The organism is Bryocella sp. (assembly GCF_058498515.1).
Genome location: NZ_JBMHYI010000037.1, coordinates 17,784 through 31,988, shown reverse-complemented (window position 1 = coordinate 31,988; position 14,205 = coordinate 17,784). Strand labels below are relative to the sequence as shown.

At 63.1% G+C, this 14,205-nt stretch carries 13 protein-coding genes; 8 read left to right on the top strand and 5 right to left on the bottom strand.

The genetic code is table 11. The features are described from left to right. Positions 1–90: 90 nt before the first annotated feature. On the bottom strand, positions 91–1,836 hold the full coding sequence (locus AC5E6W_RS10455; RefSeq protein ID WP_491752235.1) for a DUF885 domain-containing protein: 1,746 nt from the start codon (positions 1,834–1,836) through the stop codon (positions 91–93). A gap of 317 nt (positions 1,837–2,153) precedes the next feature. Here AC5E6W_RS10455 and AC5E6W_RS10450 point away from each other — a divergent pair, with 317 nt between their 5' ends. Together AC5E6W_RS10450 and AC5E6W_RS10445 are read left to right on the top strand one after the other, a co-directional pair. Next, entirely contained in the window at positions 2,154–3,671 is a 1,518-nt protein-coding gene (locus AC5E6W_RS10450; protein WP_491752252.1) for a cellulose synthase family protein, read from the top strand. A 2-nt stretch (positions 3,672–3,673) separates the two neighbouring features. After that, positions 3,674–4,171, top strand: a complete 498-nt coding sequence (locus AC5E6W_RS10445; RefSeq protein WP_491752234.1) for a DUF7684 family protein — start codon at positions 3,674–3,676, stop codon at positions 4,169–4,171. A gap of 74 nt (positions 4,172–4,245) precedes the next feature. On the opposite strand, the gene AC5E6W_RS10440 is transcribed toward AC5E6W_RS10445, so the two are convergent. Beyond that, positions 4,246–5,292, bottom strand: a complete 1,047-nt coding sequence (locus AC5E6W_RS10440) for a hypothetical protein (RefSeq protein WP_491752233.1) — start codon at positions 5,290–5,292, stop codon at positions 4,246–4,248. Positions 5,293–5,543: 251 nt separating this feature from the next. Between AC5E6W_RS10440 and AC5E6W_RS10435 the strand changes: the two genes are divergently transcribed. Further along, complete coding sequence (locus tag AC5E6W_RS10435) at positions 5,544–6,341, top strand: YggS family pyridoxal phosphate-dependent enzyme (protein WP_491752232.1); 798 nt, start codon at positions 5,544–5,546, stop codon at positions 6,339–6,341. Between the two features lie 121 nt (positions 6,342–6,462). On the opposite strand, the gene AC5E6W_RS10430 is transcribed toward AC5E6W_RS10435, so the two are convergent. Next, positions 6,463–8,154 carry a lipase maturation factor family protein gene (locus AC5E6W_RS10430; protein ID WP_491752231.1) on the bottom strand — a complete coding sequence of 564 codons (1,692 nt, stop codon included), beginning with the start codon at positions 8,152–8,154 and terminating at the stop codon, positions 6,463–6,465. A gap of 125 nt (positions 8,155–8,279) precedes the next feature. Here AC5E6W_RS10430 and AC5E6W_RS10425 point away from each other — a divergent pair, with 125 nt between their 5' ends. Both AC5E6W_RS10425 and AC5E6W_RS10420 read left to right on the top strand, forming a co-directional pair. Continuing rightward, positions 8,280–9,470, top strand: a complete 1,191-nt coding sequence (locus AC5E6W_RS10425) for a diflavin oxidoreductase (protein ID WP_491752230.1) — start codon at positions 8,280–8,282, stop codon at positions 9,468–9,470. Positions 9,471–9,583: 113 nt separating this feature from the next. Then, the gene (locus tag AC5E6W_RS10420) at positions 9,584–9,919 is read left to right on the top strand and encodes an ASCH domain-containing protein (RefSeq protein ID WP_491752229.1); all 336 of its coding nucleotides are present in this window, start codon (positions 9,584–9,586) and stop codon (positions 9,917–9,919) included. 75 nt (positions 9,920–9,994) lie between these two features. Here AC5E6W_RS10420 and AC5E6W_RS10415 read toward each other — a convergent pair whose 3' ends face one another. Beyond that, a complete protein-coding gene (locus AC5E6W_RS10415) occupies positions 9,995–10,432 on the bottom strand; it encodes a DUF6526 family protein (RefSeq protein ID WP_491752228.1) in 438 nt (145 codons plus the stop codon). 97 nt (positions 10,433–10,529) lie between these two features. Here AC5E6W_RS10415 and AC5E6W_RS10410 point away from each other — a divergent pair, with 97 nt between their 5' ends. Further along, positions 10,530–11,390, top strand: coding sequence for a deoxyribonuclease IV (locus tag AC5E6W_RS10410; protein ID WP_491752227.1), 861 nt, complete (start codon positions 10,530–10,532; stop codon positions 11,388–11,390). Between the two features lie 175 nt (positions 11,391–11,565). On the opposite strand, the gene AC5E6W_RS10405 is transcribed toward AC5E6W_RS10410, so the two are convergent. Beyond that, positions 11,566–12,510 carry an ornithine cyclodeaminase family protein gene (locus AC5E6W_RS10405; RefSeq protein ID WP_491752226.1) on the bottom strand — a complete coding sequence of 315 codons (945 nt, stop codon included), beginning with the start codon at positions 12,508–12,510 and terminating at the stop codon, positions 11,566–11,568. Between the two features lie 304 nt (positions 12,511–12,814). Here AC5E6W_RS10405 and AC5E6W_RS10400 point away from each other — a divergent pair, with 304 nt between their 5' ends. Next, on the top strand, positions 12,815–13,204 hold the full coding sequence (locus AC5E6W_RS10400) for a VOC family protein (protein ID WP_491752225.1): 390 nt from the start codon (positions 12,815–12,817) through the stop codon (positions 13,202–13,204). A 195-nt stretch (positions 13,205–13,399) separates the two neighbouring features. After that, positions 13,400–14,191, top strand: coding sequence for a hypothetical protein (locus AC5E6W_RS10395; protein WP_491752224.1), 792 nt, complete (start codon positions 13,400–13,402; stop codon positions 14,189–14,191). Positions 14,192–14,205 lie beyond the last annotated feature (14 nt).

Below are 14,205 nucleotides of genomic sequence, written 5' to 3'. Positions count from 1 at the left end.
CAACCCTTCAACAGAAAGGCCCGGTCCGCATCTGCGGATCGGGCCTTTCTCCATGCTGCTAACTACACCACACGAGTTACCGCGACGAACTTACTTCGCCGCCTTCTGCACCTTGATCCACGCTGTCACCCGCTCCTGCAGCAGGTCCAGCGGCAGCGCTCCGCCGCCCAGGATCTCATCATGGAATGCCTTGAGCGAGAACTTCGGCCCTAATTCCTGCTGCGCCTGCGTGCGCAGCTTCAGGATCGTCAGCTGCCCCATCTTGTACGCCAGCGCCTGCGCCGGCCACGAGATATAGCGGTCCGTCTCCTGCTGCGCCTGCACATCGTTCACATCGTTCTGGTGCATGTAATCGATGACCTGCTGACGCGTCCAGCCCTTGTCATGGATGCCCGTATCGACCACCAGCCGCACCGCGCGAAACAGCTCCGAGTTCAGCCGCCCATAGTCGCTCACCGGGTCCTGGTAGAAGCCGACTTCCTTGCCCAGCTCCTCCGCATACAGCGCCCAGCCCTCGGTGTAGGCCGAGCCACCGGCCCGCTGCCGAAACTTCGGAATGCCCGTCAGGTTCTGCGCCACAGAAATCTGCAGATGATGCCCCGGAACGCCCTCGTGATACGCCACCGCCTCATCATCCACCAGCGACCGATGCGTGGGATCAGCCACCGCCACCGACACGCGCCCCGGCCGGCGTCCATCCGGCGTGCCGCCCGAGTAGTGCGTCGCCTGCCCAGCGTTGTAGTCCGGAATCGCCTCCACCGTCACCGGCTGCTTGGGCAGCAGACCGAACAGCTCCGGCAGCTTCGGCTGCATCTGGTCGATGTACTTCTTGAAGTCGGCGACGATCTGCTCCTCGCTCTTCGGCTGCCACTTCGGGTCCTTGTTGATCGCCTCGCGCCATTCGTTCAGCGTCTTATAGCCCTGCTGGTGCGCCAGCTTCTCCATCTCGGCCGTGATGCGCGCAACTTCCTTCAGCCCCAGCGCATGAATCTCCGACGGAGTCATATCGGTGGTGGTCATCACCTTCACCGCCAGTGCGTAGCGCGCCTTGCCCTGCGGCAGGCTCTCGATCGAGAGCTGCATGCGCCCCTTCGGAGCGTAATCCTCGCGCAGGAAGCTCGCGAACTTGAGGTAAGCCGGCATCACCTCGTGCTGCACCGCGTCGTCGATCTCCGCAGTCAGCCGCTGCTTGTCCGCATCCGAGAAGCTCGTCGGAAACTTCTTCTCCGGCAGCAGGAATGGATCGGCCTTAATCACGCCTTCCGCCTGCAGCGGGAACTTCTCCGCGATGAACTTCACCGGCACCAGCCCATCCTTCTCACCCGCCTCCAGGATCTCCGTCGTCTGGTCCAGCGCCCGCGGAATCTGCCTCAGCCGCGAGATGTAATCTTCGTAGTGCTTCACCGTGTCCAGTGGCACCATCTGCGGCAGCTCCGCCAGCGAGGTATGCACGCCGCCCTGCATGTTCAAAGGCATCTCGTACTCTTTGAGCGCGAAGGTCTCATCCGCCCGCTCCAGCCCACGCTCGAAGAGCTTGTGATTGAGCAGGTCGTCGTCGCCCATGCCCTCGGTGGAGATCGCCCGGATGCGCACCAGGTACTCGTCGCTCTCCTTATGCTCCGCAACGATATGCGCCAGCGAGAAATCCCCCAGCTGGTCGTTCTGGCTGTAATCGCCCAGGCTCGTCGCCATCATCGGGTTGCTCTTCAGCCGGTTCTTGTACGCCTCATCGAAGAGCGCGTTCTGCGCCTTCACCCGCTCAGCCACCGGGCTCTGCTGGGCCGCGGCCCCGAGCACAGCAGCAGACGCCACTGCCAACACCAAAAGATTTCGCATGGCGAAAGCGTATCAGACCATACCATCGTGGAGCGGCCCCGGCGCCTTTGCCGGCCCCGGGGAGCTGCGCTCGAAACCCACCGCCGGGCCCGTTTCCCTCTACCCCGGTCGCGTAAAATCGTTTGCATCCCCCGGGGTCTTACCCGAGTCGCGTGGAGTCTTCCCTGATCAATTCGCTTCAAGCGCTCGCCCTGTTCCTCGCCTCCCAACGAGGTTTGAGTCACTACTGGAAGACCCACTACGCGGACCACACCTTCCGCAATGTCTACCGTTGGAATGCCTTCGACATCTCCCTGCTCATCCCGTACTTCATCGTGATGATCATCCTCGCGTTCTACGGCATCCACCGCTATCAGCTGGTGTGGCTCTACTACCGCAACCGCCGCAACGCCGCGAAGTCCGCCGAGCCCGCCGCCACCTTCGCCGAAGATCAGCTCCCCTTCGTCACCATCCAGTTGCCCATCTACAACGAGCAGTTCGTCATCGACCGCCTCATCGACGCCTGCTGCCGCATCGACTATCCGCGCGACCGCTTCGAGATCCAGCTGCTGGACGATTCGACTGACGAGACCACTGAGGTCGCCGCAGCCATCGTGCAGCGCTACGCCACCGGCGGCGTGATGACCGAAGACCACCCCGAGCCGCTCGCCCCGCAGCCGGTCCTCTACCTGCACCGCACCAACCGCCACGGCTTCAAGGCTGGGGCCCTCGAAGAAGGCCTCAAGTCCTCGCGTGGCGAGCTCGTCGCCATCTTCGACGCCGACTTCGTTCCTCCCGTCGACTGGCTGCAGAAGGTCGTCCACCACTTCGCCGAACCTGGCGTCGGCATGGTGCAGACCCGTTGGACGCACCTCAACCGCAACTACAGCTTCCTCACCCAGGTTGAAGCCATCCTCCTCGACGGCCACTTCGTGCTGGAGCACGGCGGTCGCTCGCGCGCCGGCGTCTTCTTCAACTTCAACGGCACCGCAGGCATGTGGCGTCGTCAGGCCATCGACGAAGCCGGCGGCTGGGAACACGACACCCTCACCGAGGACACCGACCTCAGCTATCGCGCGCAGCTCAAAGGGTGGAAGTTCAAATACCTCCAGGACGTCGAGTGCCCAGCCGAGCTTCCCATCGAGATGACCGCCTTCAAGACCCAGCAGGCGCGCTGGGCCAAGGGCCTCATCCAGGTCGCGAAGAAATCGCTGCCCACCATCCTGCATTCCGACATCGGCTGGCACCAGAAGCTCGAGGCCTGGTACCACCTCACGGCCAACATCAGCTATCCGCTGATGATCATCCTCAGCGTGCTCCTCATGCCTGCCATGATCATCCGCAGCTGGCAAGGCCCCATCCAGATGCTGCTGATCGACCTTCCGCTCTTCCTCGCGTCGACTGCCTCGGTCTCCACCTTCTACCTCGTCAGCCAGAAAGAGCTCTTCCCACGCACCTGGTGGAAGACCTTTCTCTACGTCCCGTTCCTCATGTCCCTCGGCGTAGGCCTCACCATCACCAACACCAAGGCCGTCATGGAAGCCCTCTTCGGCGTCAAGACTGCCTTCGCGCGCACGCCCAAGTACGCCGTGCAGAAGAAGGGCGAACGGTCGCACGCGAAGAAGTATCGCAAACGCCTCGGCATCATCCCCTGGATCGAGCTGGCCATCGGCTGCTACTTCGCGCTCACCGTCTGGTACGCCATCTCCACCGAGAACTACTTCACCGTGCCCTTCCTCTTTCTGTTCGTGCTGGGCTACTGGTACACCGGCCTGCTCAGCATCTTCCAGGGCCTCTTCGAGAAACGCGAAGGCCGCGGCGAGCTGCACGAGAAGCCCTACCCCGTCGGAATCTAACCATGGAGCTGTTGTTCGACGACGCCGCTCCTGGAGCGGCGCAACTCCGGCTGCTCGAAGATGACGACCGCGAGACCCCCGCGCGCTTCCTGCTCCACCCAATCGCCGACTTCCGCGACCTGGAGCATCTGCCCGAGGTCTCGCGACCCTTCGCTCTCACCATCGCGCTCGACTGCGCCCACGTCGCCGAGGCCGAAGCTCTGCGCATCGCCTCGCTCCTGCTCACCCGCGGACTCGCCTACACCTGCTGCTGGGGCTCCGCCTGCAAGACGATCCACGATGCCTTCGAGCTCGCGTGGCGCGGCCCCGGCGTCCCCGAGCTTCCACCCGACGCCGACGCTCCCCGCACCACTTGGCACGCCCAGCGTCCGCTCGAGAAGGCACTCTACTACTTCCACTACTGCGCCAACCCCGCGCCCAGCTTCCGGGCTGGCTGCCGCGACTACATCATCGCAACCACCGCCCGCTACGCCCCACGCGTCAGGCACTACTTCAGTTGAGTCTGACGACGCCCCAATGCACAAAAGCCCGCCAGATGGCGGGCCTTCGCGTTTCGTGCAGCTGTGAGTGAGGGTTAGAAGCGGATACCGAAGTTCACCGGCAGATACCCGGTCTTGTTGCTGTTCTGCGGAAAGTCGTTGTAGACATTCGCATTCGCTGGGGTAGCTGTGGCAAGCGTCACGCCAGGGCGCGCCTGGTTGAATAGGTACACATAGCGGACCTCGGCATACAGGCGCTGGCTGGAGAAGCGCGAGAACTTGTACGTCAAGCCGAAACCGCCATTGATGCCCAGCGCGTTCGACGTGTAGTGGTCGATCACCGTGTTGGCCTGGTACTCATAGCAACCGTAATAGTAGTCGCAGTACTCGCCGATCTCAGGTGTCGTGAAGTTCGCCACCTTGTGATAGAAGCCCGCACCGCCGGTAACGTAAGCACCGACGCCCGCGCCTGAGCGGATGTTGTAGACCGGCTGCAGGCTGAAATCCCACACATGGTTGTTGCCATCCAGGCTGCTGAACGAGGAAACCTGGTTGGCAGGTGTCTGTGTCGCGTTATAGAGACCGATCTCGTAGTTGTAGAGGTTCAGCTGATTGGTGATCGTCTGACCGGTCATGCCGAACTCGTTGTAGGCGAACTCGAGGTTCACGCCGAAGTGCGAGTTGAACATGCGACCGCCGCCGCCCTGCAGACCCCAGCTGGTGGTCATGTAGTTCGTGTTGGTTCCATCTGCCGGAACCCCCAGACCACCGCCCACGTAGAAGTCATACTTCGGCGAGCCATCGGCATTCGTGTTCGAGCCGCGATAGCGCGGACGGCCATAGCTCTGGCGTCCGCCATACTGCATCGCGTTGCCAAACAGGTTCAGGTGCAGCGCGTTGGAAGCCAGCTGCGATCCCCCATTGGGTGCGGTTGCGGAGGAACTCGCATCGGGTGCGGTCGTTGCGGCATCATCCGAGCTCAAGCTCGACGAGTACTGCGGCGTTGCAACCACCACCGAGTCAGTCACCGCGGGCGTCTGCGTTGCGGTCTGGGCCCCCATGACGGCGACACTCGCGCCCAGCACGGCGGTCAGCGCCACCGAGCGGCGCACAAATTCGGAAAGGACAATGTTCTTTGACATCTTTCAACGACTCCTTGACGGGTTGAGCACTGGCGTTCGGCGGTGGGAACACCCCCTGTGCCGATTTGTTGCGGTCCGCCCACCAGCCTCTAGCGCAGGAACCACAACGTGCTCGCACCGTATGTCTGTAGGACGTGAAAATCGGCCGGACGGATGCAAATCCCAATCCAAGGATAGGGCCCTCCTCTATCTTGCGACGCCCCGCCCCCTTCCGCGAGCCAACTCCACGCCCCGTACACTGGAAGTGACCTATGCCCACCGACGCCGCTCCCGCGCTGCCCACCCCGCCGACCCCGGAGCCGGCCCTCACCGCCGCCATCGCCGCCAACCTGGCCGCCCTGCGCAAACGCATCGCCGAGGTCTGCGACCGCGCCCGCCGCTGCCCCTCCACGGTGGAGCTCATGGCCGTCAGCAAGGTCCATCCCGCCGAGGCCCTCGTCGCCGCCTTCCACGCCGGGCAGCGCCTCTTCGGCGAGAATCGCGTCCAGGAGTTCGCCGCCAAGCGTGAGCTCCTCTCCGCCTTCTACACCGGTCCCGCGATCGACGCGGACGGCAAGCCCGCCCGCCCCACCATGCACCTCATCGGCCCGCTCCAGAACAACAAGACCAACAAAGCCGCCGAACTTTTTGATGCCGTGGATTCCCTCGACTCCCTCAAGACCGCGCAGCGCCTCAACACCGCCGTGGCCGCGCTCAACAAGGTCATGCCCGTTCTCATCGAGGTCAAGCTCTCCCACGAGGACACCAAGCACGGCCTCGCACCCGAGGAACTCCCTGCCCTCCTCGCCGCCCTCGCCCCGCTGGAAAACCTCCGCGTCACCGGCCTCATGACCGTCCCTCCGCTCGACGAAACCCCCGAAGCCGCCCGCCCCTACTTCCGCCAGCTCCGCGAACTTCGCGACGAACATCGCAAGCAATATCCATCACTTACGGAGCTCTCTATGGGCATGTCCGGCGACTTCGAGGTGGCCATCGAAGAGGGCTCGACCTGCGTTCGCATCGGCACCGCGATCTTCGGCAAGCGCGCACCGCAGGCCGATCCCGCCTAGGGGAGCCTCGCCTCTGCCCAGACCACCCGCTTTGTCAGGGCGGGACTTCAATCCCGCCATAAGGCGATCATCGCAACGCGGCTTCAGCGGCTGAGGCAATGCTGGGACCGCCAGACCGTCTCTAGTTGTGCGGAGACAGCTCCGGCGGATCGTCCACCGCCCGAAAGTGACCGTCCCCAGCCTTCGCAATCGTAGGCGAGTACTGTCCCAGCAGCTGCCGCCGCCACCAGTTCCCCGTCGCGCGCTTCTCCTCCACCGACGTGAACCAGTACTGCCATAGCACCGCGCGCACGTACGTCGGAGGAACCCCCGGAAACGGGTTCGACCGGAACAACCCCAGCACAGCCGGCGAGCCCTCCAGCAGCCGCTCTTGTGTGAGCGGCACGATATCGTTTTGCCGCCACTCCCCCAGCGACGCGAACCACAGGTTCCAGTCGAACCTCGGCTGGTACGGCGCATAGATTCGAGGCCGCTCATTCAGCGCCTGCGGCTTGTACCGGAACACATACGGCCTCCACGTCTCGCCATCGTTCGAGCCCTGAAACTCAATCTCATAGCGGCCATTCGTCATGCTCGCGAACAGCCCATACTGGTTCGCCACGCGGAACGAATCGATCGCCCGCGCCGGCGCCATGACCAGCGACGGCAACGGCAACACCATACCCACCAGCTCCACTGTCGTCGCATAGCCAATCCACCCCAGCACCACCGCCGGCACAGCCAGAGCAAGCCACCGCGAGAGCTTCTTCGCCGACGACATCTGCGGCAATATGATCACCTGCTTCGAAGCCTCCACATTACTCCGAAAAATGGAGAGGAATTCGCCCGATGCAAGCGCAGCCTGCTCTTCGCCGCTAACTTCCTGTATCTTCCCAATCTCCGGCAACCACCGCCGCAACCAGGAACCTGCAGGGACAAAGCTCTCGATCTGCCAGTCATCCAGCAGCAGCACACCCAGCGACAGCACAAGATAGTTCAGGAACGCATAGTTCGCCGTCGCGATCACTCCTATCTCCCACGGCGTGACGATCCAGAAGCAGATCAGCCTCGCCCTCCGCCCGAAGAAGATCATGCACACCACCACGAACTCCAGCACCAGTGTTCCCAGAGCCGACCCCATGTGAAACCAGCGCGGCAGATGGCTCGCGTACCATCCAATCCACGTAGGCAGCGGCCCATTCTGGTAATACCCAATCATCGCCGTCAGGCTGCGCCACTGCGGGTCGCCGGATAGCAGCTTCACCATGCCTGACTCGAAGTAAATCCGAAACCACTCCCACTGCAGCAGCCACAAACTCGCCCGTGACGGCGGGCACGCCGCGCCCCAACCTGGCCTCACGCCACGCGGCGCGCAGAACACCGCAATCAGCCCTGCCTCCAGCAGCATGCCATCCGACTGATACCCCGAGAAGTCTCCCGCCGCCGCCACGAACGAGAGGAAGCACAGCCAGCACACGAACAGGCTCAACCTCGGCCACAGGTTGAACAGCGCTGCTATCGCCGCAATCATCCCCACCCATACCGTCGCGTTGAGAAATCCCGCACTCGACGAAATCCAGAACAGCGTCGGCACTTCCCACACATGCCGCAGCACGCCCGGCCCCAGCGCCTCGGCCATCGCAGCCAGCGTCTGGCCTGCGGGTAGAATGCCCAGCGGCCCGTTCAGCCCTTGGATCTGGAAGATAAGCGCAACGAATGCCGACACATAGATCGCCGCCAGCGCCCGCAGGAACAACCATCGCGCCAGCAGATGCCCGCGCGGAGCCCCCTCAACATCGAACAACCGATGGCCGATAAAGAGGACGCGGTCCATTCGTGGTGAGAGTCCTCGAGCCGCCGCGGCGTTGTGCGCCGCATGCGTTTCACAGCGAGTCAACGTGCTCCGTGACACGAATCACCGCGAACTACGCGGGTCCCGCGTTTTACAATGGAGACACGATGAGCGAATCCGCTGCTGCAACCCTTACTCCCCCCGCCACGGCCCAAGGCCACGCCAGCAAGTACACCCGCAACGCGCCGTACACCTCGCGCGTGCTGGTCAACCAGCGTCTGACCGGCCCCGAGAGCGAGAAGGAAACCATCCACATCGAGATGGAACTCGAGGATGGCATGCACTACACGCCAGGCGACGCCGTCGGCATCGTCCCCACCAACCGCGTCGAAGCCGTCGAAGGCGTCCTCAAGGCGCTCGGCTTCACCGGCTCCGAGCGCGTGCTCGACCACTACAAGAACGAGATCTCCTTCGAGACCGCCCTCAGCCGCCACCTTGCCATCGGCAAGCTCGCCCGCGGAGCCGTCAATCAGTACGCCAAGCTCGCCGGTGAGAACGTCCCCGCCGGCCTCAAGGATCTGCTCGGCGCGGACAACAAGGCCAAGGCCGAAGAGTACGTCTGGGGCCGCGAGTTCGTCGATCTCGCCACTGAGTTTCCCGGCATCGTCACCGCCCCGCAGCAGCTCTTCAACGTGCTGCAGCGCCTCACGCCGCGCATGTACTCCATCGCGTCCAGCATCGCGATGCACCCCAACCAGGTGCACACCGTCATCCGCGTCATCCGTTATAACTCGCACGGGGCGGATCGCCAGGGCGTCTGCTCCGGCAACATGGCTGAGCGCGCTCCGGTCGGCGGCACCATGCCCGTCTTCCTGCACGAGAACAACGCCTTCCGCCTGCCCGAAGACACCAATGCCCCGGTCATCATGATCGGCCCCGGCACCGGCATCGCTCCCTTCCGCTCGTTCCTCGAAGAGCGCGCTGTTACCGGCCAGAAGGGCAAGAACTGGGTCATCTTCGGCGAGCAGCGCTCCGTCTCCGACTTCCTCTATAAGGATGAGTTCGAAGCCTGGCAGGCCAGCGGTGTGCTCAACAACTTCCACACCGCTTTCTCGCGCGACCAGCAGAAGAAGGTCTACGTGCAGGACCGCATGACCGAGAACGCCGCCGAGCTCTACAAGTGGCTCGAAGAGGGCGCCTACTTCTACGTCTGCGGCGACGCCAGCCGCATGGCCAAGGACGTCGAGACCGCTCTGCTCGATGCCATCGCCAAGGGCCAGGACAGCACCCCCGAAGCCGCACAGGAATACCTCACCGCCATGAAGAAGGCCAAGCGCTACCAGCGCGACGTCTACTAGAAGTAGTGAATAGTGAGTAGTGAAGAAAGGCGGGGCCATTGGCTCTGCCTTTCTTTTGCGTCTGAGGGTTCTTCTCTACTTACTTCTCGTCTACTCTCTACTCACTGGCTCCTATGACCTTCGACAAGCGCCTTCGCGATGGCGTACGCAACGGCGACATCACCCTCAGCGTGCGCTTCTGGATCAGCCCCCGCGTGAAGGTCGGCAATCGCTATCGCATGGAAGAAGGCGAGATCGAGGTCGACTCCATCGATCCCATCGGCCTGCCCGACATCACACCCCAACTCGCCCGCGCCTCCGGTTTCCTCGGCGTCCTCGACCTGCTCAAGATCGCCAAACACGGCAAAGGCGAAAACATCTACCTCGTCCACTTCCACTACGTCCCGCCGAAGAAAGCAGGACGGAAGCCCGCGAAGTCTGCCAGTGCGAGACACCTGCGTAAAGGCTGATTAATGCAGAAAGGCAGAGCCCCAGGGCTCTGCCTTTGCCTTTATTCACTACTCACTACTCACTACTCACTAAAATCACACCCGATACTCATCCGCACGCCAGGACACAATCGCCTGCTTGATCTGCTTGCGGTCCAGCTTCTCGCGCACCGCCACCCGCGCCAGGCCCGGCAGCTCGGCGTTCGACGCGAAGCGCAGTCCGATGTACTGGTCGATCGTCAGCGACTCCAGCTCTACCAGCTCCGCCGGAGACGCCAACGTCGCCAGCCGCATCTTCTCTTCCACGCGGATCACGCGGTCCTGCACCTTCAGCGCATACACCCGCATCCTGTGCGCGAGCAGCAGCAGCAGAATCGAGACGGCGATCCACCAGATGCCGACCCAGCCGTACTCCGTGAAGTGGCGGCCAAAGAACATCGCCGTGACGATGATGTTCAAAAGAAGGCCAAGGACAACAAGAAGAAAGATCGGATCGCTGCTCCCGTGATTCTTGAAAGACTGCGGTTCAGCCATGAAAGACGCCTCGATGCGTTACTTGAATTGTGTTCAGAACCCGCAGTCAGCATACGCCAAGCCTTCACAGCGCCACGTGCGTTAGCCTGAGTATCGAATGGCTACCAAGCGAATCGGTGTACATGTGGGAACGGCAGGCGGTGTATGGACGGCGGTGCAGCGCGCCGTCGATGCAGGCGCGAACACGTTCCAGATCTTCTCCTCCAGCCCGCGCATGTGGAAGGCCCCGGCCGTCAAGCCCGCCGACGCCGACAAGCTCCGCGCCCTCCGCGTAGAGAACGACGTCAACCCGATGGTCATCCACGCCAGCTATCTCATCAACCTCTGCTCGCAGACCGAGAGCGTACGCGAGAACTCCATCATCGGCTTTCGCGGCGAGGTCGAACGAGCCCTCGCACTCGGTGCGGAGTTCCTCGTCCTGCACCCCGGCAGCTGGAAGGGCCTCACCCGCGACGAAGGCCTTCGCCTCGCAACCCAGTCCATCGAGCGCGCCATGGAAGGCCAGGCCTTCGAGGGCCACAACTTTCAGCTCCTCATCGAGAACTCCGCCGGCGCCGAGTTCTCCCTCGGCGGCAGCTTCGAGCAGGTCGCCGAACTCGTCGAGCAGCTCAAGCCCTGCATGCCCGTCGCCGTATGCCTCGACACCTGCCACTGCCACGTCGCGGGCTATGACCTCGTCAGCGACGAAGGCTATGCCGAGACCATGAAGAACATCGCCGACACCATCGGCTTCGACACGGTGCGCGTGTGGCACTGCAACGACGCCAAGGCCCCCATGGGATCGAAGCTCGATCGCCACGAGCACATCGGCGAAGGCACCATGGGCGCAGCCACCTTCCGCCGCCTGCTGCACGATCCCCGCTTCGAACACGCCGCCTTCATCGCCGAAACTCCCGTCGATGAGCCCGGCGACGAGATGCGCAACGTCATGGCCTTGCGCGCGCTCTCGGCCGGCTAGGTTGCCGACGAATCCTGGCCTTCGATGACGCGCCGTGTCGGCAAAGCAGTGTGTCATCCCAACCATAGGATGTGTCATTTCGACCGAAGCTGGACGGCTTCATCGTCCTGCGTAGTGGAGAAACCTGCTGTTCGGCGACTCCAACGCGCTGGGTCGCATCGCACGACCTGCAGCATTACTCCGCCCCTGCATACAGCGCCCACGCACTCGCCAAATCCTGCACCACGTGCCCCAGCGACTTGTACACCGTGATCTCCTCAGCGCTGCGCCGGCCAACCACCTCACCCGCCAGCACCTGCCCAATCTCCGCCACGATGTGCTCATCGCCAATGAGCCCAGCAGCCTTCGCGTGCAGAAACTCCGCGCCCTGCGCCAGCACTCCCTCGCGGCTGTCCACGATGAACCGCGACCGCACCACAAGGGCATCGTCCACCTCAACCGGCCCCGCGTGGCTCGAGCCAACGAGGTTAATGTGAGTCCCCGCACGAACCCACTCGCCCATCAAAATCGGCTCGCTCGCTGACGTTACCGTGCAGACAATGTCAGCCTCAGCCACCGCCTCCTGCACCGAACCAGCCACGCTCACCGGCACATTCACCCCGGCTTGCAGCTTCTCCACAAAGCTCTGCGCACGCTCTGCCGACCGCCCCCACACCACCATCGACTCCAGCGCCCGCACCTTGCCGATCGCCAGCGCGTGGCTCATCGCCTGCTCGCCATAGCCCAGGATCGCCAGCCGCCGAGCATCCTTCCGAGCCAGCGCATCCGTAGCCACGGCACTCGCCGCCGCCGTGCGAATCGCCGTCACCTCACCCGCATGCACCACGCACACCGGCGCTCCACTCTCCGGCTCGAAGAGCAAAATCAGCCCTTGGTGCGACTGTATCCCCTTGTCAAAGTTGTCGCGAAAGACGCTGATCAGCTTTGCGCCAAACGGTCCATGCGACCCCATCGCTCCCGGCATGATGCCGAACAGCCGCCCGTCCGACAGCGGGATGATCGACCGCAGCTGCTGCTTCGTCTGCCCCGTCGAGAACACAATCATCGCCTCGCGCACAATCGGGATGCAGCGCTCATACGTCAGCCGCCGCGCGACCTCGTCACGATCAATAAATCGCATCAAACTTAACCTCTGCTCCATTCTCCACCGCCACCAAAGGCACGGAAAAATCTGCAACCGGCAAGAATTCCGCTCATCCTATAGCTGCCGAAAATGGCTGAGCCGGATTGGTAAGCACGGCTCGCTGCGGAACCCATCCGATTCCGGATTCCCGACTCCGCAGTTCAGTCAGCCCTGGTTCACTCCAGGGCCTCGACCCACGGCGACAGTGGCAGGGCTACGGCTCTGCTGCCCGTCGCGTGGTGCGTTCCGGCCCAGCCACAACACCCATGCGACGGCAATTTTCATCTCCAGGGAGATCGCAATGGGAACCATCAATCACACCAATCTCACGACCTATGACGTGCCGGCGCTGACGGACTTCTTCTGCTCCGTCTTCAGCTTCCATCCGTTGGACCAGCGCGGCAGCAAGCTCGCGGTCCTCAAGAATCCCGACGGCTTCCTCCTGACCCTCATGTTCGACAAGAACATGACGCCGGAGCACGGCTATCCGGGCCTCTTCCACGTCGGCTTCCTGCAACCCGCACCGCGCGATGTCGACAACCTCCACGGCGTTCTCAACGCCCGCAGCTACGACGCGCCCGAGCCCACGATACTGCAGCGCGGCGGCCCACCCACCTACGGCTTCTACTGCAACGCTCCCGGCGGTGTCATGGTCGAGATCAGCACCATGAACCTCGTCGATACCCTATGAGCTGCGCGACCGCGGCGGGTGAGGCTCACTCCTCACCCGCTGCAGCGCCTCAGGGCTCATTCAGCCCTTGTCCTGACGTCCGAACAAAGACATACTGATTTCGCTATCTCTGAGCTGGTCGTTGCGTCTATACCGCACCGGCCCCGAATCGCTCCACCCCGTGGAGCGCCCCATCGAGCATTGCGGAGGTTTCCGATGCGCCTGGCACTTGGCTTCTGCTCCATCCTTCTCAGCTCAGCTCTACTGGTAGCTCCAGCACCCGCAGCCGCACAAACCGCGGGCGTCACCGGGGACGGCTCTACCACCCCAAAATCACGGCCGGCTAGGCCCGCCTACACCCTCGTCGAACAGGTGCACCGTCAGCAGATGCTGGCCGACGGCACCACGATCACCACGGACGGCGAGGAAACTCACTACTTCGATAGCCAGGGCCGTAACCGCATGGAATTTCCGAACACGGAGCTCCTTTCCGGCAGAGGATTCCGTCAGATCACCATCAATGATCCGGTCGCCGGCGTATACATCCAGATGGATCCGGACTTGAAGATCGCGCGCATCAGCCACGTCCAGCGTCACCCTGTGCCACAGGATGATCAGCAATTCTTCCAGGCCGAGGCAGAGGCCCGGCAAGCCCTTGAGAAGGGACGGCCAAAGCCGACGTTCGAAAACCTCGGCGAATCGACATTCCTCGGCTATTCCGTCCACGGAACCCGCCGCACCGTCGAAACGCCGATCGGCGCTATCGGAAACGACCGCCCCATCCGCATGGTGCAGGAGACGTGGACCTACTTCCTGCCCACCAGTCCTCACGGCGGCCAGGGCATCACCATGCGCTCCATCATCGACGATCCACGCAACGGCCACACCGAGCGCACCGTAACGAAGCTGGAGGTCGGTGAACCTGATCCCTCCGTCTTCCAGGTCCCCGACGGCTACAAGATCTTTGAGAACAAACCTGCCGTCGAAACGGCCCAGGCTCCCCAATAGCTGGCGCCCGCGCC

Excerpts from the sequence above, each read along its gene's own strand:
- AC5E6W_RS10415 (WP_491752228.1), bottom strand. The coding sequence starts at position 10,432 with ATGGCTGAACCGCAGTCTTTCAAGAATCACGGGAGCAGCGATCCGATC.
- AC5E6W_RS10420 (WP_491752229.1), top strand. The coding sequence starts at position 9,584 with ATGACCTTCGACAAGCGCCTTCGCGATGGCGTACGCAACGGCGACATC.
- AC5E6W_RS10440 (WP_491752233.1), bottom strand. The coding sequence starts at position 5,292 with ATGTCAAAGAACATTGTCCTTTCCGAATTTGTGCGCCGCTCGGTGGCG.
- AC5E6W_RS10395 (WP_491752224.1), top strand. The coding sequence starts at position 13,400 with ATGCGCCTGGCACTTGGCTTCTGCTCCATCCTTCTCAGCTCAGCTCTA.
- AC5E6W_RS10405 (WP_491752226.1), bottom strand. The coding sequence starts at position 12,510 with ATGCGATTTATTGATCGTGACGAGGTCGCGCGGCGGCTGACGTATGAG.
- AC5E6W_RS10445 (WP_491752234.1), top strand. The coding sequence starts at position 3,674 with ATGGAGCTGTTGTTCGACGACGCCGCTCCTGGAGCGGCGCAACTCCGG.
- AC5E6W_RS10430 (WP_491752231.1), bottom strand. The coding sequence starts at position 8,154 with ATGGACCGCGTCCTCTTTATCGGCCATCGGTTGTTCGATGTTGAGGGG.
- AC5E6W_RS10435 (WP_491752232.1), top strand. The coding sequence starts at position 5,544 with ATGCCCACCGACGCCGCTCCCGCGCTGCCCACCCCGCCGACCCCGGAG.
- AC5E6W_RS10450 (WP_491752252.1), top strand. The coding sequence starts at position 2,154 with ATGATCATCCTCGCGTTCTACGGCATCCACCGCTATCAGCTGGTGTGG.
- AC5E6W_RS10400 (WP_491752225.1), top strand. The coding sequence starts at position 12,815 with ATGGGAACCATCAATCACACCAATCTCACGACCTATGACGTGCCGGCG.
- AC5E6W_RS10410 (WP_491752227.1), top strand. The coding sequence starts at position 10,530 with ATGGCTACCAAGCGAATCGGTGTACATGTGGGAACGGCAGGCGGTGTA.
- AC5E6W_RS10425 (WP_491752230.1), top strand. The coding sequence starts at position 8,280 with ATGAGCGAATCCGCTGCTGCAACCCTTACTCCCCCCGCCACGGCCCAA.
- AC5E6W_RS10455 (WP_491752235.1), bottom strand. The coding sequence starts at position 1,836 with ATGCGAAATCTTTTGGTGTTGGCAGTGGCGTCTGCTGCTGTGCTCGGG.